Annotated in this window: 24 protein-coding genes; 18 read left to right on the top strand and 6 right to left on the bottom strand. The window is 65.2% G+C overall.

The window, feature by feature from the left end; genetic code table 11:
• Positions 1-4: 4 nt before the first annotated feature.
• The 5 genes from D6B98_RS12055 to D6B98_RS12035 all read left to right on the top strand — a co-directional run bounded on the left by D6B98_RS12055 (position 5) and on the right by D6B98_RS12035 (position 5,554).
• Positions 5-739 carry a response regulator gene (locus tag D6B98_RS12055; protein ID WP_126257198.1) on the top strand — a complete coding sequence of 245 codons (735 nt, stop codon included), beginning with the start codon at positions 5-7 and terminating at the stop codon, positions 737-739.
• A gap of 429 nt (positions 740-1,168) precedes the next feature.
• Complete coding sequence (locus D6B98_RS12050; RefSeq protein ID WP_126257197.1) at positions 1,169-1,780, top strand: sigma-70 family RNA polymerase sigma factor; 612 nt, start codon at positions 1,169-1,171, stop codon at positions 1,778-1,780.
• A 653-nt stretch (positions 1,781-2,433) separates the two neighbouring features.
• A complete protein-coding gene (locus D6B98_RS12045; protein WP_164718555.1) occupies positions 2,434-3,408 on the top strand; it encodes a hypothetical protein in 975 nt (324 codons plus the stop codon).
• A gap of 387 nt (positions 3,409-3,795) precedes the next feature.
• Positions 3,796-4,389: a L,D-transpeptidase gene (locus D6B98_RS12040; protein ID WP_126257196.1), complete on the top strand. Its 594-nt coding sequence runs from the start codon at positions 3,796-3,798 to the stop codon at positions 4,387-4,389.
• Positions 4,390-4,516: 127 nt separating this feature from the next.
• Positions 4,517-5,554 carry an amino acid ABC transporter substrate-binding protein gene (locus D6B98_RS12035; RefSeq protein WP_126257299.1) on the top strand — a complete coding sequence of 346 codons (1,038 nt, stop codon included), beginning with the start codon at positions 4,517-4,519 and terminating at the stop codon, positions 5,552-5,554.
• A gap of 269 nt (positions 5,555-5,823) precedes the next feature.
• On the opposite strand, the gene D6B98_RS12030 is transcribed toward D6B98_RS12035, so the two are convergent.
• Together D6B98_RS12030 and D6B98_RS12025 are read right to left on the bottom strand one after the other, a co-directional pair.
• Positions 5,824-6,963, bottom strand: a complete 1,140-nt coding sequence (locus tag D6B98_RS12030) for an acyl-CoA dehydrogenase family protein (protein ID WP_126257195.1) — start codon at positions 6,961-6,963, stop codon at positions 5,824-5,826.
• Between the two features lie 153 nt (positions 6,964-7,116).
• Entirely contained in the window at positions 7,117-8,316 is a 1,200-nt protein-coding gene (locus D6B98_RS12025; RefSeq protein ID WP_164718541.1) for an acyl-CoA dehydrogenase family protein, read from the bottom strand.
• 134 nt (positions 8,317-8,450) lie between these two features.
• Between D6B98_RS12025 and D6B98_RS12020 the strand changes: the two genes are divergently transcribed.
• Entirely contained in the window at positions 8,451-8,996 is a 546-nt protein-coding gene (locus tag D6B98_RS12020; protein ID WP_126257193.1) for a carboxymuconolactone decarboxylase family protein, read from the top strand.
• Between the two features lie 89 nt (positions 8,997-9,085).
• Positions 9,086-9,580 (top strand): VOC family protein, encoded by a 495-nt coding sequence (locus D6B98_RS12015; RefSeq protein WP_126257192.1) that lies wholly within the window; start codon positions 9,086-9,088, stop codon positions 9,578-9,580.
• Positions 9,581-9,840: 260 nt separating this feature from the next.
• Here D6B98_RS12015 and D6B98_RS12010 read toward each other — a convergent pair whose 3' ends face one another.
• Together D6B98_RS12010 and D6B98_RS12005 are read right to left on the bottom strand one after the other, a co-directional pair.
• Positions 9,841-11,079, bottom strand: coding sequence for an MFS transporter (locus tag D6B98_RS12010; protein WP_126257191.1), 1,239 nt, complete (start codon positions 11,077-11,079; stop codon positions 9,841-9,843).
• Between the two features lie 141 nt (positions 11,080-11,220).
• Entirely contained in the window at positions 11,221-12,468 is a 1,248-nt protein-coding gene (locus D6B98_RS12005) for an MFS transporter (RefSeq protein WP_126257190.1), read from the bottom strand.
• A gap of 200 nt (positions 12,469-12,668) precedes the next feature.
• Here D6B98_RS12005 and D6B98_RS12000 point away from each other — a divergent pair, with 200 nt between their 5' ends.
• Entirely contained in the window at positions 12,669-14,738 is a 2,070-nt protein-coding gene (locus D6B98_RS12000; protein WP_126257189.1) for a prolyl oligopeptidase family serine peptidase, read from the top strand.
• A gap of 204 nt (positions 14,739-14,942) precedes the next feature.
• Here D6B98_RS12000 and D6B98_RS11995 read toward each other — a convergent pair whose 3' ends face one another.
• A complete protein-coding gene (locus D6B98_RS11995; protein WP_126257188.1) occupies positions 14,943-15,614 on the bottom strand; it encodes a DUF938 domain-containing protein in 672 nt (223 codons plus the stop codon).
• 236 nt (positions 15,615-15,850) lie between these two features.
• Between D6B98_RS11995 and soxX the strand changes: the two genes are divergently transcribed.
• The 10 genes from soxX to D6B98_RS11945 all read left to right on the top strand — a co-directional run bounded on the left by soxX (position 15,851) and on the right by D6B98_RS11945 (position 23,693).
• Entirely contained in the window at positions 15,851-16,201 is a 351-nt protein-coding gene (gene soxX, locus D6B98_RS11990) for a sulfur oxidation c-type cytochrome SoxX (RefSeq protein WP_126257187.1), read from the top strand.
• A gap of 25 nt (positions 16,202-16,226) precedes the next feature.
• Complete coding sequence (gene soxY, locus D6B98_RS11985) at positions 16,227-16,718, top strand: thiosulfate oxidation carrier protein SoxY (protein ID WP_126257186.1); 492 nt, start codon at positions 16,227-16,229, stop codon at positions 16,716-16,718.
• A gap of 13 nt (positions 16,719-16,731) precedes the next feature.
• A complete protein-coding gene (gene soxZ / locus D6B98_RS11980) occupies positions 16,732-17,043 on the top strand; it encodes a thiosulfate oxidation carrier complex protein SoxZ (protein ID WP_126257185.1) in 312 nt (103 codons plus the stop codon).
• Positions 17,043-17,906 (top strand): sulfur oxidation c-type cytochrome SoxA, encoded by an 864-nt coding sequence (gene soxA / locus D6B98_RS11975; RefSeq protein ID WP_164718540.1) that lies wholly within the window; start codon positions 17,043-17,045, stop codon positions 17,904-17,906. The genes soxZ and soxA overlap by 1 nt, the downstream gene beginning before the upstream one ends.
• A complete protein-coding gene (locus D6B98_RS11970) occupies positions 17,903-18,208 on the top strand; it encodes a hypothetical protein (RefSeq protein ID WP_126257183.1) in 306 nt (101 codons plus the stop codon). Before soxA ends, D6B98_RS11970 begins: the two co-directional genes overlap by 4 nt.
• Before the next feature lie 54 nt (positions 18,209-18,262).
• Positions 18,263-20,014: a thiosulfohydrolase SoxB gene (gene soxB, locus D6B98_RS11965; RefSeq protein ID WP_126257182.1), complete on the top strand. Its 1,752-nt coding sequence runs from the start codon at positions 18,263-18,265 to the stop codon at positions 20,012-20,014.
• Positions 20,011-20,469 (top strand): DsrE family protein, encoded by a 459-nt coding sequence (locus D6B98_RS11960; RefSeq protein ID WP_126257181.1) that lies wholly within the window; start codon positions 20,011-20,013, stop codon positions 20,467-20,469. The genes soxB and D6B98_RS11960 overlap by 4 nt, the downstream gene beginning before the upstream one ends.
• Before the next feature lie 280 nt (positions 20,470-20,749).
• A complete protein-coding gene (locus tag D6B98_RS11955) occupies positions 20,750-21,787 on the top strand; it encodes an MBL fold metallo-hydrolase (RefSeq protein ID WP_126257180.1) in 1,038 nt (345 codons plus the stop codon).
• Positions 21,788-21,873: 86 nt separating this feature from the next.
• Positions 21,874-22,044, top strand: coding sequence for a hypothetical protein (locus tag D6B98_RS11950; RefSeq protein WP_164718539.1), 171 nt, complete (start codon positions 21,874-21,876; stop codon positions 22,042-22,044).
• Between the two features lie 440 nt (positions 22,045-22,484).
• Positions 22,485-23,693: an MFS transporter gene (locus D6B98_RS11945; RefSeq protein ID WP_126257178.1), complete on the top strand. Its 1,209-nt coding sequence runs from the start codon at positions 22,485-22,487 to the stop codon at positions 23,691-23,693.
• Between the two features lie 58 nt (positions 23,694-23,751).
• On the opposite strand, the gene D6B98_RS11940 is transcribed toward D6B98_RS11945, so the two are convergent.
• Positions 23,752-25,101: an MFS transporter gene (locus D6B98_RS11940; protein ID WP_126257177.1), complete on the bottom strand. Its 1,350-nt coding sequence runs from the start codon at positions 25,099-25,101 to the stop codon at positions 23,752-23,754.
• Positions 25,102-25,225 lie beyond the last annotated feature (124 nt).

The raw sequence follows: 25,225 nt of genomic DNA, 5'->3' as shown, positions 1-25,225 counted from the left end.
GCCCATGACCCAAAGCCAGCACATCATGATCGTCGACGACGAAGCCCCGGCCCGGGAGATGGTCGGCGATTATCTCAAGATGCACGGCTTCACCGTGACGCTGTGCGACGGCGGCAAGTCGCTGCGCACGGCGATCCAGGGCAGCATGCCAGATCTGGTCGTGCTCGACCTCAACATGCCGGAGGAAGACGGCCTCTCGATCATCCGCGACCTCAAGAGCCGCATCAACGTGCCGGTCATCATGCTGACGGCGACGGCGAGCCCGATCGACCGCGTCGTCGGGCTCGAGCTCGGCGCCGACGATTACGTGGCCAAGCCCTGCGAGCTGCGCGAGCTGATGGCCCGCATCCGCTCGGTGCTGCGCCGGAGCGTGCCGGCCAAGGCGGCCGCGCCGGAGGCGGCGGCGAAATCCGACAAGGACCAGCTGGTGCGCTTCGGCACCAAATGGCTCGATCTCGAAGCGCAGGCCTTGCGCGACGACGAGGGCAACGAGCATCCGCTGACCGCGTCCGAGTTCGGGCTGTTGAAGGTGTTCGCGGCCAATCCGAAGCGCGTGCTGTCGCGCGAGCGCCTGCTGGAATTGGCCAATGCGCGCGACGCCGAAGCCTTCGACCGCGCCGTCGACCTGCGCATCATGCGCATCCGCCGCAAGATCGAGCCCGATCCGGCCAAGCCGGCCGTGATCCGCACCATCCGCGGCGGCGGCTACCTGTTCTCGCCGCAGGGCGAGAAGGCGTAGCGGCGGGCAGCGCAGGCAGTGCCGTAGGGTGGGCAAAGCGGAAGCGTGCCCACCGTCCTCTCCATAATTGCGAAAGATCGTGGGCACGGCGCTTCGCGCCTTTGCCCACCCTACGACAGTGCCGTTCCCGGCTACCCGCTTCGGGCCCCGGGACGACAGAGGTGGGTGCGGCACGGCCGAACGCAAATCGCCGGGATTCGTTCCGTGGCGCCTCCGTCCGCCTCCCAAGGCCTCCTCCCGTATTTTCCGTACATTGAATTTGCACGCTTTTTTGCCCCGGATGTTTCGTCGCCCCCCCTCCGACGAAACAATTTGGCGGCGCACGAAACCATTTTCCGCTTTTCGTGCAGACGTCCCGAAACGTTGGCTGATTAACACTTTGGTCCAAGGAAACGCCGCTCGGTTGCGGCGCTACGGGGAGCCAAGTCCATGCCGAACGTCATCGCCATCAACGCCCAAGCCAGCCAGAGCATCATCGCCGCTCAGGCGACCTCGGACGACATGCTCCTCGAAAGCATTGCCGACGGCAACCGGACGGCCATGCACATCCTATATTGCCGGCACAATGTGAGGGTGTACCGCTTCATCCTGCGCATCGTGCGCGACGCCACCGCGGCGGAAGACCTCGTCAGCCAGGTGTTTCTGGACGTGTGGCGAACCGCCGGCCAGTTCCAGGGCCGTTCCCAGGTCTCGACCTGGCTGCTCTCGATCGCCCGCTTCAAGGCCCTGACCGCGATGCGCCAGCGCCGCTTCGAGGACATCGACCAAGAGGACGTGCGCCAGATTCCCGACGGTAACGATACGCCCGAGACCTCGCTCGACCGCAGCGATACCAGCGCCATCCTGCGCGCCTGCGTGCAGAAGCTGTCGCCGGCTCATCGCGAGATCATCAACCTGATCTACTATCACGAGAAGTCGGTGGAGGAGGTCGGGCAGATCATCGGCATTCCCCAGAGCACCGTGAAGACGCGGATGTTCTACGCCCGCAAGCAATTGGCCGAATTGCTTAAAGGCTGCGGCGTCGAGCGCTTCGCCGCCTGAAGTTTCGATATTTCAATGGGATAGGACCTTGCTTTGGTCCTGTCCGGGACACGGAAGTGTTACCGCCCGCGACACAATTGAAACAAAGCACAACATCAGGCGGAAAAACTTCCTCCCTATAAAGCTCACATACGGTTTTGCTTAAACCTCCCAAGGACCTCCAACGACCCGGACGGGATGCCCCCCTCCGGGTCGTTTTGTGTCTGGGGGGCTCCGAGCTCATGCCGCGCGCCAAGCGAGGCGGACAGCGACCTCTCATTCCCTCCCCCCTTGCGGGGGAGGGGCAGGGAGAGGGGTAGCCACTCCGGGACTCTCTCGATCGGAGACCGTGGCACGAGCGCAGATGGATGGACCTTTTCCTGGGCTACCCCTCTCCCCCGCCCTCCCCCGCAAGGGGGGAGGGAGCGCACCGTCCCTGGGGCCACAGGCGTTGCCTCGCAAAGCCACCTACTCTCGGCGGTCGCGCTCCTGCTCGGTGCGCTGATTGGCTGTTCGATTTCGATCCGAATTTGCTGCGCGAGGCCGCCTGCTGCTCAATGCCAGCAGCTGATGCCGCACGGACATCGCGCGGCGGATTTCGGGTGACGCCCTTGTTGCTTGACTCCACAAACCCGTCCGTGGAGTTTCCAAGGCAACGCAATCATCCGCGCGCGATGGACGACACCACCACCAGCACCGACATTCGCCTCCGTGAAGGCTCCTCGATCGCGCAGCGGCTGGTGATGTCCGGCTTTGCGGCCGCCGTTGCGCTCTGCTTCACCCCCGGCCTGTTCACGCACGACACCATGGAGATCATCATCTCCGTGGTCGCGCTGCTGGTCGGCGCCGGATTCGTCGTCGGCATCATGATGGCGCCGGCGGTGGTGTGGATCATCACATCGGATGAAATCCTGATCGGGCAGCAGCGCCCGTTCGGAAAGCTCCGTACCAGGATCATCGCCAAGGACGACATCGCCGGCTTGCAGGTTCCGGGCAGCAAGAGGACGAAAGCCCGCTTCCAGCTGGCGTTCACATTGGCCTCGGGAGAGCGGTTGACGTCGCCGCCGATCTCGGACGTCACGCACGTTCATGACACCGTGGCGCGGATCGCCGCGCAGTTCGACGTTCCCGACGTCGAGGCGCCGAGCAATCCGCTCGATGCCAGCAATCCCGAGATGCGTCTCGGCGATCCGCTCGAACCGTTTCCCGCAAGGGACATCCGGATCGTTGCGTTCATTGCCCTCGCCCTGTGCGCGGCGCCCTACGCCTACAAGCTCTGGCGGGGGCTATCGCCGACCCATGTCGACATCTTGCTGCTGCCGCTCGGCGCGCTCGCCGCCTTCGCCGTGCACCGCTACGCCAACCTCGTCACCGGCGCGTTCTGGATCATCCGGCAAGCCGACATCCGCGTCGAGCGCCTGTGGGGCGACGGCAGCTTGCGCGCCGACCATATCGAGGGGCGCGACGTGAAGACGATCACGGTCGAGCGCCGCGGCCGGTCCGAGGACGAGCATTGCATCGTGGCGATCCGGCTGCATTCGGGGCAAAGATTTCGCAGCCCCCGCATCGGATCGCGGGTCGAGGCGCGCGCGGTGGCGACCGAGATCGTGCGGCGGCTCGGGATCGCGCCGGAGAGCAACAAGATCTGACTGGCGCTTGGCAATGGTCGGAGATGGTCTTTCCGCGACTTCGGTCTGAGCCTCTCCCGCTTGCGGGAGAGGTCGCCGCGTCCCGGGGCGATGCGAAGCATCGTCCCGCGCGGCGGGTGAGGGTTCTTTCCTCTAGGGGAGTGTCCCATTGTGGAGACACCCTCTCCCCCGCCCTCCCCCGCAAGCGGGGGAGGGAGCGCAGTACCGCCTTGGCCACGACCTAAGCTTTTCGCGCCATCCCCTGTTTGTGGCATTGCCCGGCTTGGTCAAAAACCATAGGCATTCTCGTGACATACTAGAGCGGCGCGCCATCAACTTGCCATGAACTTGCCCCTCAGGTTTGATGGCTTTGAATGATTTGCGCTGTGGCAGCGGGGAGAGATTGAAATGGCGGATTTTCGTCACCTGACCGGAATATGCGTGGCCGCGATCGGCCTGTTCCTGTCCGCGCCGCAAAGCTTTGCCCAGCAGCCGGACCGCGGCGACGAGCCGGGCCTGGTTGCCGACGACGGCTATCAGCTCGAGCCGGAATGGCAGAAGCAGGTGGTCTATTTCCGCACCACCGAAGCGCCGGGCACGATCATCGTCTCGACCGCCGAACGGCACCTGTACCTGGTGCAGCCCGGCGGGCGCGCGATCCGCTACGGCATCGGCGTCGGCCGCGACGGCTTTCAGTGGCAGGGGCTGGTGACCATCACCAACAAGAAGGAGTGGCCGGACTGGACGCCGCCGCCGGAGATGATCCAGCGCCAACCCTATCTGCCGCGCTTCATGGCCGGCGGCCCCGGCAATCCGTTAGGGGCCCGCGCTATGTATCTGGGCACCACCGTCTACCGTATCCACGGCACCAACCGCCCCGACACGATCGGGACCAAGGTGTCCTCGGGCTGCTTCCGCCTCGTCAACAACGACGTCGCCGATCTCTACGACCGCGTCCCTGTCGGCACCAAGGTGGTCATCCGGCAGAAGCCTGAGCTCTGAGACTCATGATTCGAGCGTGATCTCTACGGACGACCGCGTCGCCTTGCCGGCGCGGCTTGTCCGGATCGGATCATGCTCTCCCGCCCTCGCCTGATTCCTTTTCCCGATTTCTCGAGAGAACAACATGATGCGCACTTTTCGTGGCGGCCTGCTGATCGGGCTCGCGGTCGCCGTGCTGGTCGCCGTCCTGGCCATCATCTATGAATTCTACGACACCCGCACGCTGAAGCGCACCGTGCGCCGCGGCGAGGTGCTGTGCGGGGTCAACAAGGGCCTGCCGGGCTTCTCGATCCCCGACGACAAGGGCAACTGGACCGGCTTCGACGTCGATTTCTGCCGCGCAGTGGCCGCTGCGATCTTTAATGACCCCGGCAAGGCGAAATTCATCGCGCTCGACGCCAACGAGCGCTTCAAGGAACTGCAGAGCCGCAAGGTGGACATCCTCTCGCGCAACACGACCTGGAGCATGGCGCGCGAGCTCGACTACGATCTCTACTTCCCCGCGGTCGCCTATTACGACGGCGTCGGCTTCATGCTGCCGCGGTCGCGCAACAAGGAAACGTCGCTGGACCTTGATGGCAGCAAGGTCTGCGTGCAGACCGGGACCACGACCGTGCTCAACGTCGCCGACTACTTCCGTGCCAACAACATGAAGTACGACGAGGTGAAGTTCGACAAGCTCGACGACGTGGTGAAGGGCTACGACACCGGCAAATGCGACACGTTCTCCGCCGACGTCTCGCAGCTCTACGCGCTCAGGCTCAACCTGACCAAGCCCGGCGACCACATGATCCTGCCCGACATGATCTCCAAGGAGCCGCTCGCCCCCGTCGTGCGCCAGCGCGACGACGACTGGATGATGATCGTGAAGTGGACGCTCTACGCGATGATCAACGCCGAAGAGTTAGGTGTGACCTCGGAGAACATCGACGAGGCGCTGAAGTCGAAGAAGCCGGAAGTGATGCGCCTCGTCGGCACCGAAGGCCGTTACGGGGAGCAGCTCGGCCTCACCAAGGACTGGGCCGCCCGCATCATCCGCCACGTCGGCAATTACGGCGAGATGTACGAGCGCAATATCGGCGAGAAATCGAAGCTGAAGATTCCGCGCGGCATGAACCAGCTGTGGAACGCGGGTGGCGTGCAATACGCGCCGCCGATGCGGTAACAGGTCCCTCCGCCGTCATTGCGAGCGAAGCGACGCAATCCAGTATCTTTCCGCGGTGGTGGGGGGCTGGATTGCTTCGTCGCTGCGCTCCTCGCAATGACGGATTCTGGCCGGCGCTCTCCGCACATTCAACTGTCATCGCCCGGCTTGACCGGGCGATCCAGTACGCCGCGGCCTCTCCGTAACTTTCTGCTGTCTCTGGAATACTGGGTCGCCCGGTCAAGCCGGGCGACGACACCGGCTGTGAGGCGCGGCCTTCGCGCCTCGGCTCAATACCCCCGCGCGCGCGCCAGCTGCTCGGTGTGGTAATTGGCGTCGCCGAACAGCTCCTCGCACACTCGCGCGCGCTTCATGAAGAAGCCGATGTCGAACTGGTCGGTCATGCCCATGCCGCCGTGCATCTGCACGCCTTCCTGCACGGCGCGCGTGGCGGTGGTGCCGGCGCGGGCCTTGGCAACCGCGACGGCTGAGGCGGCCTTGGCGACATCCGCGTCCAGCGCCTGGAGCGCCTTCATGGTTGCGGCGCGGGTGATCTCGATGTCGACATAGAGCTCGGCGGCGCGGTGCTGCAGCGCCTGGAATTCGCCGATCAGCTTGCCGAACTGCTTTCTGTTCTTGAGATACTCGACGGTGCGGCCAAAGACTTCGTCGCTGAGGCCGACCATCTCCGCGGCGACCGCGCCGCGGCCGATGTCGAGCACGCCGTCGAGCAGCGCGGCGCCCTGATCGACCTCGCCGAGCACGCTGTCGGCATTGACTTCGACATTGGAAAGCTCGATCCGCGCAGCATTGTGCGCGTCGACCATGATGGTGCGCTCGACCGCAACGCCCTTGGCCTTGGGGTTGACCAGGAACAGCGTGAGGCCGTCACGCTCACCGGCTGAGCCCGCGGTGCGGGCGGCGACGATGAAGAGATCGGCGACGTGGCCGTCGACCACCAGCGCCTTGGCGCCCGACAGCTTGAAGCCGTTGCCGGCGCGCACGGCCTGCAGGCTGGTCTGCAGCGGACGATGCTTGGCGCCCTCGTCGATCGCGAGCGTCGCGAGCAGCGAGCCGCTCGCGATCTTCGGCAGGTATTCCGATTTCTGCGCGGCATTGCCGCCGCGGTTCAGCGCCGAGGCCGCAACCACTGAGGTCGCGAGGAAGGGCGACGGCATCAAGGTCCGGCCGATCTCCTCCATCACGATTCCGGCTTCCATGAATCCAAGCCCGCTGCCGCCGAATTCCTCCGGCACCAGAAGGCCGGCAAAACCCATCTCGGCGAAGGAATGCCAAAGCTCCTTGGAGAAGCCGGTGGGGTCCTTGCTGTCGCGCAGATGCCGCAGATGCGACACCGGCGCCTTGTCGCTGATCAGCCCGCGCGCGGAGTCGCGGAGCATCGATTGTTCTTCGGTGAGGACGAGGGCCATGTGCGTGTTTCCGATTCGAAATCTGTTTGTTGTCGTCATTCCGGGCTGACCCGAAGGGTCAGACCCGGAATCCATCAGGCCGCATGCATGCCGTGAGATGGATTCCGGGTTCGCGCTTCGCGCGCCCCGGAATGACGGGTGCGAGAGCGTGGCTTACGCCCCCGGCAGATCCAGGATGCGCTTGGCGACGATGCCGAGCATCACCTCGGACGTGCCGCCTTCGATCGAGTTGGCCTTGGTGCGCAGCCAGGCGCGCGGACGGGCGCCCTGCCTGGAGCGCTCGCTCTCCCATTCCAGCGCATCGACGCCGCCGGCCGACATCAGGATCTCGTGGCGGCGCTTGTTGAGCTCGGTGCCGTAATATTTCATCGCCGACGAGAACGCCGGATGCGCCTGCCCTGCTTTGGCGAGATCGACCGCGCGCTCGGCGCAGGCCGCGAGGGCGGCCTCATCCACGTCGAAGCTGGCGATCTTGCCGCGCAGCATGGCGTCGTCGAGCTTGTCTTGCGCATCGGTGCCGACGGAGTCGGCCGCGATCTGGCCGAGCGGCCGGCCGACGCCGCGCTCGCCCACCCCTGAGATCATCGCACGCTCGTGCTGCAGCAGATATTTCGCGACGTCCCAGCCGCGGTTGATGGTGCCGACCACGTGCGATTTCGGCACGCGGACGCCGTCGAAGAAGGTCTCGCAGAACGGCGAATAGCCGGAGATCAAGAGGATCGGCTTGGTCGAGACGCCCTTGGACGTCATGTCGAACAGGATGAAGCTGATGCCGTCGTGCTTCTTGGCCGTAGGATCGGTGCGGACCAGGCAGAAGATCCAGTCGGCGTAATTGGCGTAAGACGTCCAGATCTTCTGGCCGGTGATGATGAAATCGTCGCCATCGCTCTCGGCGCGGGTCTGGAGCGAAGCGAGATCGGAGCCGGCGTTCGGCTCGGAATAGCCCTGGCACCAGCGGATTTCGCCCGCCGCGATCTTCGGCAGATGCTCCTTCTTCTGGGCGTCGTTGCCGTATTTCAAAAGCGCCGGCCCGAGCATCCAGATGCCGAAGCTCGACAACGGCGGACGCGCGCCGATTCTTGCCATTTCCGCGCGCAGCACCTTGTGCTCGGCGGCGCTGAGGCCGCCACCGCCATATTCCTTCGGCCAGTCCGGCACGGTCCAGCCCTTGTCGCGCATGCGCTCGAACCAGATGCGCTGCGGCTCGGAGGAGAACTTTGCGTTGCGCCCGCCCCAGAACACGTCGGCGTCCGACGTCGCGGGCTTGCGCATCTCCGGCGGGCAATTGGCTTCCAGCCAGGCGCGCGTCTCATCGCGGAATGTTTCGAGATCGGCGGTCTCAGTGTCGCTCATGGTCGTTTCCATCAATCAAAAAGACTTGTTGGGCACGACTCTGGGCCAAGCCCCCGCGGAATTCAACCACTTCCGCAGGCGCAGTCGGCTATAGTCGCGGCACGACGGTGCTTGAAAACAAAGAGGAAACGCGCATGCGCCTGAAGCTTCTTTCGCCTGGCGAAATGAACGAGAGCCAGCGGCAGACCTATGACGAATCGATTGCCGGCAAGCGCGGCAAGCCGCCGGCGCCGATGATGGCCTGGCTCAACAGCCCGGAGATGGCGCGCCACGCCACGCGGCTCGGCGAGGTCATGCGCTTCGACACGATATTCCCGGCAAAGCTCTCGGAGATCGCGATCCTGGTGACGGCGCGGCACTGGACCGCGCACTACGAATGGTACGCGCACAAGCGCCTCGCGCTCGCCGGCGGCATGGATCCTGACGTCATCGACGCCATCCGCGACCGCCGCACGCCCGAGTTCGACGATCCCAAGGCCAAGATGATCTACGACGTCGCGAAGTCGCTGCATGAGGGCCACGGCGTCGAGAAGGGCCTCTACGATGCGGCGGTCAATCTGCTCGGCGAGCGCGGCGTGGTCGAGGTGATCGGCCTGTGCGGCTACTACACGATGGTATCGATGACGCTGAACACGTTCGAGTTCGGGCTGCCCGAGGGCGAGGTGTCGGAGCTGAGCTAGTTTCCGATCGGGAAACGATGGGTTTCGAGATGAGCAATAGCGCTGTCCCGAGGCCCGCCCTATCTGGAGTTCAGCAACGGAGCATCCCCATGTCGCAAAATCCCGCCGTCGCCGCCGGCACAAGGATCGGCCACGTCCATCTCAAGGTCGCCGATCTCGATCGCGCGCTCGGCTTCTATTGCGGCGTGCTCGGCTTCGAGCTGATGCAGCGCATGGGCTCAGGTGCCGCCTTCATCGCGGCCGGCGGCTATCACCACCACATCGGGCTTAACACCTGGGAAAGCAAAGGCGGCTCGCCACCGCCGCCGGGCACGACCGGGCTGTTCCACACGGCAATCCTCTATCCGACGCGGCCGGCGCTGGCGGACGCGCTGCATCGTGTGCTCACGGCCGGGATTGTGCTGGATGGGGCGAGCGATCACGGCGTCAGCGAGGCGCTGTATCTGCGCGATCCCGACCAGAATGGCGTCGAGCTGTATTGGGACAGGCCTCGGGAGCAATGGCCGTTCGGACCGGATGGGAAGCTGGCGATGTTCACCAAGCGGCTGGACGTTGAGGGGTTGCTGAGGGAGCGGGAGGGGTGAACTCCGATCTCTCCCCGTCATTGCGAGCGTAGCGAAGCAATCCAGAGTCTTTCCGCGGAGGCAGCCTGGATTGCTTCGTCGCAAGAGCTCCTCGCAATGACGGAGTATGTTGAGGCGGCGTCGCGCCTTCGTACAGGTGCCGTAGGGTGGGCAAAGCGACTTGTCCGCCGTAGCTCGGAGAGCGAAGGCGGAAGCGTGCCCACGAACCCTTGTGAGTCATTGAGAAATCGTGGGCACGGCGCTTCGCGCCTTTGCCCACCCTACGAGAGCTTTGTCCGCGGCTTTCCCCGCACCATGATCAGCGCAGCCGCCGCGACCTCCAGCGCAATGCACAGATAGAACGGCAGCGAATAGCCGCCGGACCAATCGCGCAAGGCTCCGACGACGCCGGGGCCGAACGCGTAGGTGACCTGGTTGATCGCGGTATTCAGGCTGATCAGCACGCCGAACGCGGCGCTGTCGAACTCCTGCTGCACGATCAGCGAGGGCAGCGTGATGAGGTTGCCGACCGAGAAGCCGAACAATGCGCAGGCCGCGATCAGCACGTAATCATTGTGCAGGTTGATGACGACACACAGCGCCGCGGCCTGGCTCAGGAACGACAGCGCAGAGGCGAGGCGCTGGTTGAGGCGGTCGATCACCAGCGAGAACAGCACGCGGCCGACCACCGCCATCGCGGTCAGCACCGCGACCGCGATGGCGGCGCGCTCGCGGCCGATCACGGGATCGAGGAACGAGATCAGGTGCACGATGAAGCCGACCTGGGCGAACAGCACCAAGGCAAATGCAATGGTCACCGTCAGGAAGCCGACGTCGCGCAACGCCCAGGCGCGGATTTGCGTCGATGATTGCGGCTTGGCCCGCGCCGCCGCGTGCCGGCCGTGGTGATCGGGCGGCCGGCCGACGAGAACAAGGATCACCGGCAGCAGCAGCACCAGCATGGCGCCGGCAGCGATGTACATCGCGCTGGCGAAGCCGACATGGCCGATCAGCGTGACCAGCAGCGGCACGCCGACGATGCCGCCGAAGCTGGCACCATTGAGCGCGAGGCTGATCGCCATGCCGCGCTTGTGATCGAACCACAGGCTGATCGTGTTGGTGATCATGGCAAGACTGGTGCCGGCCCAGCCGAAGGCGAGCACGGCATTGGCGAGATAAAGCTGCCAGGGTTCGCGCACCGCGCCGATCGCGACGGCCGCTGCCGCCATCGCCAGCGTGCCGGCGATCAGGCTGAGGCGCGGGCCGTACTTTCGCACGGCTTCGCCGACGAAGACGACCAGCAGCGCGCCGAACAGATAGAAGAACGTCGTGCCGGAGGAGATCAGCGTGGTCGGCCAGCCCCGCGCGCGCTGCAGCTCGGCGACATAGACGCTCTGGCCGTAGAAGCCGAGCCCCCAGCCGAAGGTCGCGAGCAGGAAGCAGACCGCGACGATGCGCCAGCCTTCGTAACGGAGGGAGGATTCGTCGATTGGCGCGGTGGGACGGGGGCTGTCGAGCATTTGCGCTGGTCCTCGGTTTCCCCCGCGAGCGCCGTGCTTCACGCTCGCCTGTTGATGACGAGCATCATGTAACAACCCGAGCACCGAAAATCACTTCGGCCCGGATCGAAGTATCAACGTTGCTGACAGCCTCCTGCCAACTTAGACCGCGTCCGGGAACTCACCCATGGCCGCGTCAAGGCGCGCCCTGCGGCGACGGGCCCAGGAGACCAGCGAGAGCACGACGAGACCGAGAACCACTGGCGGGAACACCACCAGGTTCACCGCCGACCAGCCGTAACTGGCGAGCAGCTGCCCGGAGGAGAACGAGCCGAGCGCCATCATGCCGAACACCAGGAAGTCGTTGAAGGCCTGCACCTTGTTGCGCTCCTGCGGGCGGTGCGTCTCCAGCACCAGCGCGGAGGCGCCGATGAAGGAGAAATTCCAGCCCACGCCGAGCACGATGAGCGTCGCCCAGAAATGCATTGCGGTGAGGCCGGAGAGACCGATACCGGCGGCACCGGCTTCCAGCAGCAGGCCGACGGCCACGACCTTCGGCGCGCCGAAGCGGGCGATCAGCGCGCCGGTGAAGAAGCTCGGCCCGTACATGGCGACGATGTGCCATTGAATGCCGAAATTGGAATCGGAGACGGACAGGCCGCACATCTGCATGGCGAGCGGCGCCGAGGTCATCACCAGGTTCATCATGGGATAGGAGATGACGCCGCACAGTGCCGCCGCGATGAAGCGCGGCTGCGTCACGATGGTGAGCAGCGGCCGGCCGCCATGCAGATCGGCCGGCGCGGGCTTCGGCATATCGACGCCGGCGACGATGCCCATCGCGACCAGCGCGACGGCCGCCTGCACCAGGAAGCTGAAGGCGAACAGATAGGGCTGCCAGACGTCCATGGTCCATTGCACGAGCTGTGGACCGAGCACGCCGGCGAACACGCCGCCCGCCATCACCCAGGACACCGCCTTGGGCCGGTAGGCCGCGCTGGCGCCGTCGGCGGCGGCGAAGCGATAGGACTGTGCGACGGAGCCGTAGAGGCCGCCGAGGAAGGTCGCGATGCAGAACAGCGCGAACGAGCCGTGCAGGATCGCGAACGAGCCGAGCAGGCCGGTCAGCGTGCCGAGGCCTGTGCCGATGACGAAGGCGACGCGGCGGCCGAAACGGCGCGAGATCGCGCCGGTCGGCAGCGTGCCGGCAGCAAGTCCGACCACATACATCGAGATCGGCACGGTCGCGAACGACATGTCGGGCGCGAGCGTGGCGCCGACGATCGCGCCGGTAGCGAAGATCACGGCCGAGTTGGCGCCGGTCAGCGCCTGGGCGGCAGCGAGCCGCACCACGTTGGCGCGCACGCGGGCCTCGGCGGCGATCTCATGGGCTGCAGTCACGTCAAGCATCGGCTTTTCCGCCCCAACGGGCTCTCGAGGGGCTCTGTTGATTCCCGGCACTATGGAGGGGTGCGGGAGGAGGGGCAACCGGCGCAAACGGGCGCAGGCCATGCCTCTGACGCAATCGGCGCAATGATAGCGGCTCGCACCCTTGACGGCTTGCGCTCGATCAAATCTGATCCGCCGCGATTTTCCCGGGAGTTTTATTCATGTCCGTCGACGACAGGCCCACGCTCAGCGCTCCCGACGACGACCCCTTTCTGTGGCTGGAGGAGATCGAAGGCAAGCAGGCGCTCGATTTCGTCGAGCGGCAGAATCAACTGACGCTGCAGGCGTTCGGCGGCAAAGGTTACGAGCACGACCGCGACGTCTTAGCTGCGATCTACGACCGGCCCGACAACATTCCCTATGTCACCCGGCGCGGCTCCGATCTGCACAATCTCTGGAAGGATGCCGCCAACCCGCGCGGCCTGTGGCGGCGGACGACGCTTGCGGAGTTTCGCAAAACGACGCCTGCGTGGGAGACCGTGCTGGATATCGACAAGCTCGCAGCGCACGAAGGCGAGGACTGGCTGCTCGGCGGAATCGCCACGATGCCGGGAAGCTCGCGTGCGGTTCTGAGCCTGTCGCGCGGCGGCAGCGACGCCGTGACGCTGCGGGAATTCGACATGGATACGAAGAGCTTCGTGACGGACGGCTTTACGCTGCCGGAGGCGAAGGGCGGTCTCGACTGGCTCGATGCGGACACGCTGTTGCTGTCGAGCGCCTATGGCGAGGGCATGGCGACGAGCTCGGGCTATGCGCGCACGGTTAGGCTGTGGCGGCGCGGCCAGCCTGTCGAGCGGGCGGAGGTGATCATCGAGACCACCGCCGATCACATGATGATCCATGCCGTGGTCGACGACACCGGACCTGAGCGGCGGGTCTGGATCGTCGACCAGATCGATTTCTTCAATCACGCGATCTGGCTGCGCGACGCAGCCGGCGGCATGACGAAGCTCGACCTGCCGACCGGGATCTGGCTGCAGGCCCATGGCGACTGGTTCGCGATGAAGCTGCGCAAGGACTGGACGGCCGGGGGGCGGACCTACGCCACCGACACCGTGCTCGGCATCTCGCTCTCGGCGTTCCTCGCCGGCAGCCGCGATTTTGCGGTGCTGTTCGAGCCGGCGCCGCGGCGCGCGCTGCAGGGCCTGTTCTGGGCGGCGGGCAAGCTCGTGCTGTCGATCCTCGACGAGCTGCGCCCGCGCTTCGAAATCTGCACGCCGTCCGCCAACGGCTGGAGCCGCGACACGCTTGCCGGCCTGCCTGAGATCGGCGTCGTCGACGTCTGGCCGCTCGATCGTCATCCTTCCGAGAGCAACGGCGATCTGCTCGCCAACGTGCAGGATCCGCTCACGCCGCCGTCGCTGCTGTTGCTCGAACGCGGCGTCGCCAGCCCGATCGTGCTGAAGCAGGCGCCGAAGACCTTCACCGCCGACGGGCTTGTGGTGACGCAGCACGAGGCGGTCTCGATCGACGGCGAGCGCATTCCCTATGTGCAGACCGGCCCGGCGGGCGAGACCGGCGATGCACCGGTTTATATGAGCGCCTATGGCGGCTTCGCGCTTGCGGTGAAGCCTTATTACAATTCCTCACTCGGCAAGCTGTGGCTGGAACGTGGCGGCACCATTGTGCAGGCGAATCTGCGCGGCGGCGGCGAGTTCGGCACGCGCTGGCACGATGCCGGCCGGCTCGCGGGCAAGAAGCTGTCGCACGACGATTTCGCCGCGGTCGCCGCCGATCTCGTGCGCCGCGGCGTGACGCGGCCGAAGCGCATCGCCGCGCAGGGCGGCTCGAACGGCGGCATTCTCATCACCAACATGCTGGTGCGCTATCCCGAGCGCTTCGGCGCGCTGTTCTGCACCATCCCGCTGATCGACATGCGCCGCTACACCAAGCTGCTCGCGGGCGCGAGCTGGATCGCGGAATATGGCGACCCCGACAAGCCCGAGGAATGGGACTGGCTGAAGACCTACTCGGCCTATCACAACGTGAGGGCCGGCCAGCCCTATCCGCCGATCCTGATCGCCACCACGCGCCGCGACGACCGCGTCCATCCCGGCCATGCGCGCAAGATGGCGGCGAAGCTGCAGGCGATGGGCTACGAGGCCTGGTTCTACGAGCCGGCAGCCGGCGGCCACGGCTACGGCAAGGATAACAAGGAGCGCGCCGGTTTCGAGGTGCTCGGCTTCCGGTTCTTGAAGGAGAAGATCGGGTGGCGGGATGGCGAGGGCTGAGGCTTATTGATTAAAGGCGCCAGCCACGGGCTGCTCTTGCCTCTCCCGCTTGCGGGAGAGGTCGACGTGCCCCGGGGCGATGCGAAGCATCGTCCCGCGCACGGCGGGTGAGGGCTTTTTCCTCTCGGGGGTTGTCCCGTTGTGGAAGCACCCTCTCCCCAACCCTCCCCCGCAGGCGGGGGAGGGAGCGCACCTCCCGCGTAGCTACCGCGAAAACACCAGCGTCAGATTGTTCGCGGGCATGTCGATGGAATCGACGAGGCGAAGGCCGGCGGCCGTCGCGAGCTGTTCGACATCGGCGATGTCGCGCACGCCCCATTCCGGATTGCCTTCACGCAAGGAGGTGTCGAACACCGCATTGCTGAGCGCGGTGTGCTTGCCGTCGCGCTTGAAGGGACCATAGAGGAACAGCTTGCCGTCGGAGCGCAGATAGCGGCCGGCGCCGGCGAACAGGCCCTCGGCCACGGCCCAGGGCGCGATGTGGATGACATTGGCGCAGAACACGGCGGCAAGGCTCGTCGGCGCCTGCCCGCTCTTCATCTCCGGACACCAGTCGGGATCAGTGAGATCGATACGCAGGGGACTGCGAATGTTTGGCAGGCCCGCATAGACGCGCCAGGCCTCGATGCTCCTGAGATGGCGCTGATTGAGGTCGCTCGGCCACCAGACCAGGCCGGGCGTATGGCGGGCGAAATGGACCACATGCTGGCCGGTTCCGCTGCCGAGCTCGACCACGTTGCCGGTGAGGCCCGTGAGGTGCTGTTCCAGCGCCGCCCAGATCGGCACGTGATTGCGATGGAACGCGGGCGCATCGAGCCGCCCATCCGGCTCGACCCGGCCACCATCCCTGCCAAACTCGACGACATATTCAGCCAAGCGAGATCCCCAAAATATGCGCACAGAAAGGAAGGCCCGAAGGCCAAACGCTCTAGAATAATTTGCTAGTGCCGCCCTATTGGATGAACGAACTATCTCATGGGTTGCAATGCGGAGGATATTAACTCCATTTTGCCGCGTGCATAGTCTTGATTGTCAGGCGATGCCCTTTGTGCTTTGCAACGCCTATATATTTCCACAAACGAGATCATCGACATAACGCTCGGGACGATGCCTTGACCGCCTTTCCTTGCAAGCCTGCCATCCTGCTGGCGCTGGCCCTCTGCGCCGGCGCGGCTCCGGCACAGGCGCAATCCAGTGTGGCCGACGGCCAAAAACTCGCCTTCGACCGCGGCAAGGGCAATTGCCTGACCTGCCACGTCATCAAAGGCGGCGACCTGCCGGGAACGATCGGTCCGGAACTGAAGGACCTCAAGGCCAAATATCCCGATCGCAACGAGCTCACCGCGATCATCTTCGACGAGACCAAGCGCAATCCGCAAACCATGATGCCGCCGTTCGGCCGGAACCGGATTTTGACCGACCAGGAGATCAGCGCGATCGTTGATTTCCTGCAGACCCTGTAACGGCCGGCTGCCCAGGAGACCAGAGATGACCACGACCACCGGCCCCCTTGCGACGCGGCGCCTGATCCTTCAGGGCGCGGCCTCCGTCGCATTGCTCGGCCTCGGCAATCTGCCGTTCGCGGCGACGCCCGTGCGCGCGGCGGCCAACGACAAATATCCGGACGAGGCTTTCAAGCAGAAGAACGAGGCCGACGCGATCAAGGCGCTCTACGGCAAGACCGCCGAGCCCTCCGACAAGGTCAAGCTGGATGCGCCCGAGATCGCCGAGAACGGCGGCGTCGTGCCGGTGTCGGTGACGACGACGCTCGACAAGGTGAGCGCGATCTCGTTCTTCGTGACCGAGAACCCGTACGCGCTCGCCGCGTCCTACAAGATCGCCGAGGGCACGATTCCGGGCGTCGCCAACCGACTGAAGATGGCCAAGACCACCAAATTGGTCGCCATCGTGGAGGCTGACGGCAAGCTCTACAGCGCGACCAAGGAAGTGAAGGTCACCGTCGGCGGCTGCGGCGGCTAGGAGGATCGGTCCGATGGCATCAAGCATTCGCGTGCGCGCAACATCCAATGGCGACATCACCGAGGTGCAGGCGCTGATCCAGCATCCCATGGATACCGGCCTGGTGAAGGATCCCAAGGGTGAGTTGATCCCCGCGCACTACATCCAGCAGCTGAAATTCGAATGGAACGGCAAGGACGTCTTCGTCGCCGATTGGGGCACCGCGGTCTCCAAGGACCCCTATGTGAAGTTCAGCTTCAAGGGCGCCAAGAAGGGCGACGAGCTCAAGATCTCCTGGACCGACAACAAGGGTGGCTCGGATACGACCACCGCGAAGATCGCGTGATGAAGACCCGGTCTGCCCTGCTGCTTGGCTCGCTCAGCGCCGCACTCGTTGCGCTCGCCCTCACCGCTCCGCGCGTCGTCGCGGCCGACAAGGTCGATCCCGTTGCCGACGCCAAGGCGTTCCAGAACTTCTTCTTCCAGAAGTTTCCTGACGTGAAGCACGAGGACTTCGTCAACGGTCCGTATTCCATGAACGCCGATCTGAAGCGGCAATGGCAGGAGAAGGAAGAATTCCCGCCCTACGAGTTCGCGCTCGAGGCCGGCAAGGAAATGTTTGCGACGCCGTTCAAGAACGGCAAGACCTATGCCGACTGCTTCCCGAACGGCGGCATCGGCGTCCGCCAGAACTATCCCTATTTTGACACGAAGGAAGGCAAGGTCATCACGCTGGAGCTCGCGCTCAACCGCTGCCGCGAGGCCAACGGCGAAGCGCCCTATTCCTACGTCAAGGACGAGATGGCCTCGCTGACCGCGTACATGGCCTACACCTCGCGCGGCAAGCCGATGGACATCAAGATCCCCGACGATCCGCGCGCGCTCGAAGCCTTCGAGAACGGCAAGCGCTATTTCTACACCCGCCGCGGCCAGATGAACTTCTCCTGCGCAAGCTGCCATGTGCAGAGCCCGGGCGAGCGCATCCGCGCCGAGATCCTGGCGCCGGCGCTCGGCATCGTTAACGCGATGCCGATCTACCGCTCCGAATGGAGCGGCATGGGCACGACCAGCCGCCGCTTCGTCACCTGCAACAGCCAGACCCGCGCGGTTCCGCTGGAGCCGCAGGCGGACGAATACCGCGACGTCGAATATTTCCTGTCCTACGTCGCCAACGGCCTGCCGATATCAGGCCCGGGAGCGCGGCCATGAAGCGGACACTTGCTCTCGCCATGCTGCTCGCGCTCGGCCTCGTCGCCACGGCGCGCGCGGCGACCGAAGCGGACTACAAGACGGCGTACACCGCCGCCGAAGCTGCATCGAAGGAGGCTGCCGGCTTGCGCAACCAGTGGACCGTGACCGTCTCGATGCTGGCCGCAGCCAGGAAAGCGGCCGATAGCGGCGATTTCGACCGTGCCATCGCCGCAGCCAGGGAGGCCGAGGCGCTGGCAAGGGCGTCGATCTTCCAGGCGACGTCTGAAAAAGAGGCCTGGAAGGCGATGGAAATCCGCTAGACTGACCTCAACTGGAACAGCCTTGCGACCATTGAGGGCGCGGAGAATTATGGGATGGCGATCCGCCGCCGCGATTTCCTGAAGTCTGCAGGCCTCGCCGCCGCATCGCTCGGTCTGCCGCGGCTTGCGCTTGGCGCCGAGACCGCGAGCATTTACGACATCGAGCGGTTCGGCAATGCGCGCATCCTGCACATCACCGACACGCATGCGCAACTGAACCCGGTTTATTACCGCGAGCCCAGCGTCAATATCGGCATCGGCGAGATGGCCGGACGGCCGCCGCATCTGGTCGGCCGCGCCTTCCTGGAGCGGTTCGGCATCCGCTCCGACAGCGCCGAAGCCTATGCCTTCACCTGTGTCGAATTCGAGAAGTCGGCAGGCCGCTTCGGCAAGCTCGGCGGCTTTGCCCACCTGAAGACGCTGGTCGACCGCTTGCGCGGCGACGTCGGCGAGCAACGTTCGCTGCTCGTCGACGGCGGCGATCTCTGGCAAGGCACCGGGCTTGCCAATGTCATGCAGGGCCGCGACATGGTCGAGGTCGCGAATCTGCTCGGCATCGAAGCGATGACCGGACATTGGGAATTCACCTATGGCGAGCAGGCGCTGCGCGACAATCTCGAGCGCTTCAAGGGCGAGTTCCTGGCGCAGAACGTCTTCCTGACCGAGGAAGCCGCGTTCAACGACGCCCCCGCCTTCGACAAGGCCACAGGGCGCGTGTTCAAGCCATCGATGATCAAGGAGATCGGCGGCCATCGGGTCGCGATCGTCGGCCAGGCCTTCCCCTACGTGCCGATTGCGCATCCCAAGCGGTTCACGCCGGACTGGTCCTTCGGCATCCGCGAGGAGGAATTGCAGAAGCACGTGGATGCCTTGCGCGGCACCGACAAGGTCGACGCGGTCATCCTGCTGTCGCACAACGGCATGGATGTCGATCTCAAGCTCGCAAGCCGCGTCACCGGCATCGACGTCATCCTCGGCGGCCACACCCATGATGCCGTGCCGCAGCCGATCGCGGTGAAGAACGCCGGCGGCATCACGCTCGTCACCAATGCCGGCTCCAACGGAAAATTCCTCGCCGTGCTCGATCTCGCCATCGACAGGGGCAAGGTCAGCGACGTTCATTATCATCTGCTGCCGGTTTATTCCGAGCTGCTGAAGCCCGATCCGGCCATGGCCGAGCTGATCGGCCGGCTGCGCGCGCCGCATGTAACCGACTGGTCGGAGAAGATCGCAACGCCGGACCGCCTGCTCTATCGCCGCGGCAATTTCTCCGGACCGGTCGACGAGCTGATCTGCACCGCGCTCCGCACCGAGCTCGATACCGAGATCGCGCTGTCGCCGGGCTTCCGCTGGGGCGTCACCGCGCTCTCCGGCCAAGCGCTGACCATGGAGGATTTGCTCGCGGAAACCGCGATCACCTATCCCGAAACCTATGTGCAGGAGATGACGGGCGCCCAGATCAAGGACGTGCTGGAGGACATCTGCGACAACCTCTTCAACGCCGATCCCTATTACCAGCAGGGCGGCGACATGGTGCGCGCCGGCGGGCTCAGCTACACCTGCACACCGACCGCCGCGATCGGCAGCCGCATCTCGGATTTGAAGATCCATAATGGCAAAGCGATCAGCGCCGGCCATCGCTACAAGGTCGCAGGCTGGGCTTCGGTCACCGGCCAGCAAGGCGCGCCGGTGTGGGACGTCGTCGGCAAATATCTGCGCTCGGGCCGGATGTTTCAGGAGCGGCTCGGCTCCGGTGTCACGCTCAAGGGGGTCGACGATAATCCAGGCATAGCGGGACAGGGATGAGGCGCGCGCAGATCCTATCCGCGCTGATGCTGGCGCTGCTCGTCTTCGCCGCCGTCCCGCCGGCCTCGGCGCAACAGGTGCCGCTCCAGGACAAGCCATTCGCCGAGCACAAGATCGTGCTGCAGCTCTCCGACGGCGATCCGAGGAAGCAAGCACTGGTACTCAGCGTCGCCAACAACCTCCTGAAGGCCTACGCCCCCGACAAGATCGCGCTCGAAGTGGTGACGTTCGGTCCCGGCATCGACCTCTTGCTGTCGGGCAGCGAGCGCCGCAAGCAGGTGGAAAGCCTGATCGCGCAAGGCGTGCGGTTCGACATCTGCCTCAACACGGTGGACACGATCGAGCGCGAGACCGGCAAGCGGCCGGAGTTCATCCCCGCGGCGACGCCGGTGCAGGTCGGCGTCGGGCAGATCCTGTTCCTGGCGGAGAACGGCTACACGGTGGTGAGGCCGTGATTTCGTTGGGCACAGCGCCGCCACAGACGCGGTGTCATTCCCCGCGAAAGCGGGGAATCCAGTACGCCGCGGCCCCCTCCGTATCCCACGACGGCCTCTGGAATACTGGATCGCCCGCCTTCGCGGGCGATGACAGTTGTGTGGATGGCCCAACCACTCCCACATTTGCGCCGCAACAAGAATCTTCCAAATTTTCCTACGTAGACAGTGAATTGCTTCTCTTTCCGGCCCGGAACGTAGTAGAATCCTCGAAATAGGTTCCACTGCCGGGCTTCCTGCCATGATCTTCCGTCAGCTCTTCGATAGCGTTTCGGGCACCTACAGCTATCTCCTCGCCAGCCGCCCCGGCGGCGAGGCGCTGATCCTCGATCCCGTGCTGGAGAAGGTCGACCGCTACTGCCAATTGCTGCGCGAGCTCGACCTCAAGCTGGTCAAGGCGGTCGACACCCATCTGCATGCCGACCACGTCACCGGCCTCGGCGAGCTGCGCGACCGCACCCATTGCATGACCGTGATGGGCGACCAGACCAAGGCCGACGTGGTGGCGATGCGGGTCGCGGACGGCGACAAGGTGACGATCGAGGGCCTGTCGCTCGACGTGATGTACACGCCCGGCCACACCGACGATTCCTATTCCTATCTGATGGGCGATCGCGTCTTCACCGGCGACACGCTTCTGATCCGCGGCACCGGCCGCACCGATTTCCAGAACGGCTCCTCGCGCGCGCAGTACGATTCGATCTTCAACCGGCTGCTGAAGCTGCCGGACGAGACAATGGTGTTCCCGGCGCACGACTACAAGGGCGACACCGTCTCCACCATCGGCGAGGAGAAGCGCTACAATCCCAGGCTCCAGGTGCGCTCGGTCGACGAATATATCCAGCTGATGGCCAATCTGAAGCTGCCCAATCCGAAGATGATGGACGTGGCGGTGCCCGCCAACATGCATGTCGGCCTGCATCAGGAGGAGCTGGAAAAGGAAGGCCGCGCGCTCAGCGCCGTCGAGGCGATTCGCGCGCTCGGCCGGCCCGACATCCTGCTGGTCGATCTGCGCGAGACCAACGAGCGGCTGAAGCACGGCACGCTCGAAGGCGCGCTGCACACGCCCTATCCCTCCGTCGAGGAGAGTCTCAAGCCCGGTGGCATGCTGCGCGAGGTCGCAGCCGCCACCGGCCGCCGCATCGTGTTCTTCTGCGCCTTCGGCGAACGCTCGGCGATGGCGGTGGCCGCCGCCAAGGACGCCGGCCTTGCCAATACGGCGCACATCGCCGGCGGCCTGGATGCCTGGAAGAAGGCCGGCGGGCCGCTCGTGCACTGACGGCCGCGCGGCTTCTTGAGATAAGTCAGCAGCCGCCCACATATTCGGACTAGGATCGGATGCAGCATCACCATCCGGGACCAGCCATGACCAAGACCGCCAAGCCGAGCGAGCCGCCCAAGACTGCCAAAGAGAAGCCGGCGGACGACAAGCCGAAGAAGCCGCTGCCGGCCGACATCGACGACGACGATTACGAAGACGGCGACATCGCAACACCGAAGCGTGACCGGCACGGTCCGGACGACGAGCCGCTGTGAGGGTGTGAAGCTTCCTCACGAACTGTGCGTTCCTCCCCCGCAAGGGCAGGGCTATCGCATATGAATGACACGGGGGCTGTCTAGGCTTGCTCCGCCTCTCCCGCTTGCGGGAGAGGCCGACGCGCTCGCAGAGCGCGGCGGGTGAGGGTTCTCGCCGCGCTGGGGCGCCCTCAGTTATTCTCAATAATCCCTGCGCGGAGACACCCTCTCCCCAGCCCTCCCCCGCAAGCGGGGGAGGGAGCCGACTGCCGATGCCGCTGCATTCCGCGCATCATATGCGACAGCCCTGTCCCGCAAGGGGGAGGGAGCGCACTGTGTCCAACGACATCATCGAGATTGCAGCAGCCCCGCCCGCACTACCTGCCATGCGCCTGCGTTCATGGACAAATAACCGCCGTTCGATAGTTTCCGCACCTCGCAGGGAGTGAAACGGAACTGCAATGGTCGACATTCTCGCCGCACCGCAGCAAGGCAAGGCGGACAGCGCGCTGCGCACGCTGACGGGAATCTCGATCGCGCACTGGGTCAGCCATTTTCACTTGCTGGTCCTGCCGATGCTGTTTCCGTTCCTCAAGGCGCAGCTCGGCGTCGGCTATATCGAGCTCGGCTTCGCGCTCACCGTGTTCGCGGTCGTGTCCGGACTGACGCAGGCGCCGACCGGCTATCTCGTCGACCATTTTGGCGCGCGCAAAATCCTGCTGATCGGCCTGACGCTGGGCGGCTGCGCGCTGATCCTGCTCGGCCTGCATCTCAGCTACGTCTCGCTGATCGCCTGCGCCGTGCTGCTGGGCCTCGCCAACAGCGTCTATCACCCCGCGGACTACGCGATCCTGGCCGAGCACATGGACGAGGCGCGAATGGGCCGCGCCTTCTCGATCCACACCTTTGCCGGCTTTCTTGGCGGCGCGGTGGCCCCGGCGATCGTGGCGGCGCTCGTCGCCCTGTCCGGCGGCGTCGGCGCGCTGATCGCATCGGGCGCGATCGGCATTCTGGTGGCACTGCTGCTGCTCGTCATGAACATTCCCGACGCCGGCGCCAGCAAGACAAAGCCGGGCGCGGAGAACACGCCGAGACAGTCCGTCATCACCCCGGCGCTGGTCACGCTGACGGCGTTGTTCATGCTGCTCGGCCTCTCCGTCGCCGGCATCAACAATTTCGGCGTCGTGGCGCTGATGAGCGGCTACAGCATCTCCTATTCGGCGGCCAACGTCATGCTGACGGCATTCCTCGGCGCCAGCGCCGTCGGCGTGCTCGCCGGCGGTTTCCTCGCCGATCACACCGAACGCCACGGCTATGTCGCGGCGGCCTGCTTTGCTGTCAACGCGGCGATCGTGCTGCTGATCGCGCTCGCGACGCTGCCCGGCTGGGCCTTGACCGCAGCGATGACGGTCGCGGGCTTCCTCTCCGGCGTGATCGCCCCCTCGCGCGACATGCTGGTGCGCAATGCCGCACCGGCGGGCGCCGCGGGGCGCGCTTTCGGCATCGTCTCCACCGGCTTCAATCTCGGCGGCATCGTCTCACCGCTGCTGTTCGGCTGGATCATGGACCAGAGCGCGCCGCGCTGGGTGTTCGGCGCGTCCGTGATCTTCATGGTCGCCACCGTGGTGCTGTCGCCGTTCACGGAACGGAAGCGGGAAGACAAGGCGTAACCACGGCGAGGAGTCGTAGCGCGAAACTGGTCACTCCGGAGTGGGCGATTCGCGCCTCTTACGTCGGCGACACCGCGCCCTTCAGCGCGGCCGCCTGTGCCGCGACACCACGCCTCAACCTCGCCTTTTCCGTGTTCGGCCAGAGCAGCAAGAGGCCGAGCAGGCCGGAGCCGACCATGATCACGGCGTTGATGGTGAAGCCGGTCATGTAGCCATCAAGCGTGCTGCCGGCACGCTGGATCGTCGCCCCCATCACCGCCGGCGCGATGATGCCGGCCAGCGTGTACAGCGCACCGTAGATCGCGAGGATGGCGCCGCGCTGCGAGGTCGGCGTGAACTCGCCGAGCATCGGCGGGCAGACGACATAGATCGCACCGCACAGGCCGGAGCCGACCACCAGCAGCGCGATCTGCAGGCCCGCACCCTGAACATGCGGCATCATGGCCAGGATCAGCCCGCCGATCGCCAGCGGCACCGAGCCGAGCACGCCGCGTGCCACGCGCGTGTTGTAGCCGCGCGCCATCATCACCTGCGAGATCCAGCCGGTGAGGATGACGATGGTGGCGCCGAATACCCAGGGCAGGATCGAAATCCAGCCGGCCTGGCTCTGCGAGAAGCCGAGCCCCTTGACGATGAACGGCGTGAACCAGGTCAGGCCGAGCGACAGCGCCCAATAGGCACCGAAGGTCGCCGCGACGCAGCCGATGAAGGTGCGCGAGGTGAGCAGCTGCAGGTAGGGAATCTTCTGCTCGGTCTCGGCAAGGACCTGCGTGTCCTCCAGCGGCCCCTCCCTGCCGAGCGCGAGCCAGGCACAGACCCAGAGCAGGCCGACGATTCCGAGCGCACCGAAGGCATAGTGCCAGGAATGATTGACGATGATCCAGTTCAGCGCCGGCACCGCCAGGATGACGCCGAAGGCCGAGCCCTGCGACAGGATCGCGGTCGGTAGCGTGCGCTTCTCGTCGGGGAACCATTTGTAGATGGCGTGCGCGGCGACCGAGAAGGCCGGGCCTTCGCCGGCGCCCAGCACGATGCGGCAGATCAGGAGCGTGGTGAAGGAGACGGTGCCGACCATCGGAAACTGGGCCAGAGCCCAGATCACCGCGAGCGCGAGCAGCACCCAGCGCGTCGGCACCTTGTTGACGATGAAGCCGACCACGATGGCGGCGATCGAGAACAGGAAGAAGAACGAGGAACCGAGCAGGCCGAACTGCTCCGGCGAGAGCTTCAGATCGGTCATGATCGGCACACCGGCGAGACCGACGACGATTTTGTCCGCGAAGTTCACGACCATGAAGAGAAAGAGGAGAAATGTAATGGTCCAGGCACCCTTCGGCGTTGGCTTCGCCGAAACCCTGGACTCCCCTGCCGTCCTGCCCGCCGCATTGGGCGTTCCCTGATCGCTCATCGTTCTCCCCGCATGTCCTTTCTGGCACTTTTTTGATTTGGCCGTCTTGGAATCCGACAACGAAGCTAACAACGGGTTCGAAACCAACGCAACCCGGCATTTCCGCAGCAAGTGTGGTACGCAA

This window comes from Bradyrhizobium sp. LVM 105 (assembly GCF_003957705.1).
GTDB lineage: Bacteria > Pseudomonadota > Alphaproteobacteria > Rhizobiales > Xanthobacteraceae > Bradyrhizobium > Bradyrhizobium frederickii.
The sequence above is the reverse complement of the archived record's forward strand: the minus strand, read 5'-3'. Positions and strand labels throughout refer to the sequence as shown.

What these genes read in the sequence shown, in the direction of transcription:
- D6B98_RS12055 (WP_126257198.1), top strand. Translation starts at nt 5, where the DNA reads ATGACCCAAAGCCAGCACATCATGATCGTCGACGACGAAGCCCCGGCC.
- D6B98_RS12050 (WP_126257197.1), top strand. Translation starts at nt 1,169, where the DNA reads ATGCCGAACGTCATCGCCATCAACGCCCAAGCCAGCCAGAGCATCATC.
- D6B98_RS12045 (WP_164718555.1), top strand. Translation starts at nt 2,434, where the DNA reads ATGGACGACACCACCACCAGCACCGACATTCGCCTCCGTGAAGGCTCC.
- D6B98_RS12040 (WP_126257196.1), top strand. Translation starts at nt 3,796, where the DNA reads ATGGCGGATTTTCGTCACCTGACCGGAATATGCGTGGCCGCGATCGGC.
- D6B98_RS12035 (WP_126257299.1), top strand. Translation starts at nt 4,517, where the DNA reads ATGCGCACTTTTCGTGGCGGCCTGCTGATCGGGCTCGCGGTCGCCGTG.
- D6B98_RS12030 (WP_126257195.1), bottom strand. Translation starts at nt 6,963, where the DNA reads ATGGCCCTCGTCCTCACCGAAGAACAATCGATGCTCCGCGACTCCGCG.
- D6B98_RS12025 (WP_164718541.1), bottom strand. Translation starts at nt 8,316, where the DNA reads ATGAGCGACACTGAGACCGCCGATCTCGAAACATTCCGCGATGAGACG.
- D6B98_RS12020 (WP_126257193.1), top strand. Translation starts at nt 8,451, where the DNA reads ATGCGCCTGAAGCTTCTTTCGCCTGGCGAAATGAACGAGAGCCAGCGG.
- D6B98_RS12015 (WP_126257192.1), top strand. Translation starts at nt 9,086, where the DNA reads ATGTCGCAAAATCCCGCCGTCGCCGCCGGCACAAGGATCGGCCACGTC.
- D6B98_RS12010 (WP_126257191.1), bottom strand. Translation starts at nt 11,079, where the DNA reads ATGCTCGACAGCCCCCGTCCCACCGCGCCAATCGACGAATCCTCCCTC.
- D6B98_RS12005 (WP_126257190.1), bottom strand. Translation starts at nt 12,468, where the DNA reads ATGCTTGACGTGACTGCAGCCCATGAGATCGCCGCCGAGGCCCGCGTG.
- D6B98_RS12000 (WP_126257189.1), top strand. Translation starts at nt 12,669, where the DNA reads ATGTCCGTCGACGACAGGCCCACGCTCAGCGCTCCCGACGACGACCCC.
- soxY (WP_126257186.1), top strand. Translation starts at nt 16,227, where the DNA reads ATGACCACGACCACCGGCCCCCTTGCGACGCGGCGCCTGATCCTTCAG.
- soxZ (WP_126257185.1), top strand. Translation starts at nt 16,732, where the DNA reads ATGGCATCAAGCATTCGCGTGCGCGCAACATCCAATGGCGACATCACC.
- soxA (WP_164718540.1), top strand. Translation starts at nt 17,043, where the DNA reads ATGAAGACCCGGTCTGCCCTGCTGCTTGGCTCGCTCAGCGCCGCACTC.
- D6B98_RS11970 (WP_126257183.1), top strand. Translation starts at nt 17,903, where the DNA reads ATGAAGCGGACACTTGCTCTCGCCATGCTGCTCGCGCTCGGCCTCGTC.
- soxB (WP_126257182.1), top strand. Translation starts at nt 18,263, where the DNA reads ATGGCGATCCGCCGCCGCGATTTCCTGAAGTCTGCAGGCCTCGCCGCC.
- D6B98_RS11960 (WP_126257181.1), top strand. Translation starts at nt 20,011, where the DNA reads ATGAGGCGCGCGCAGATCCTATCCGCGCTGATGCTGGCGCTGCTCGTC.
- D6B98_RS11955 (WP_126257180.1), top strand. Translation starts at nt 20,750, where the DNA reads ATGATCTTCCGTCAGCTCTTCGATAGCGTTTCGGGCACCTACAGCTAT.
- D6B98_RS11950 (WP_164718539.1), top strand. Translation starts at nt 21,874, where the DNA reads ATGACCAAGACCGCCAAGCCGAGCGAGCCGCCCAAGACTGCCAAAGAG.
- D6B98_RS11945 (WP_126257178.1), top strand. Translation starts at nt 22,485, where the DNA reads ATGGTCGACATTCTCGCCGCACCGCAGCAAGGCAAGGCGGACAGCGCG.
- D6B98_RS11940 (WP_126257177.1), bottom strand. Translation starts at nt 25,101, where the DNA reads ATGAGCGATCAGGGAACGCCCAATGCGGCGGGCAGGACGGCAGGGGAG.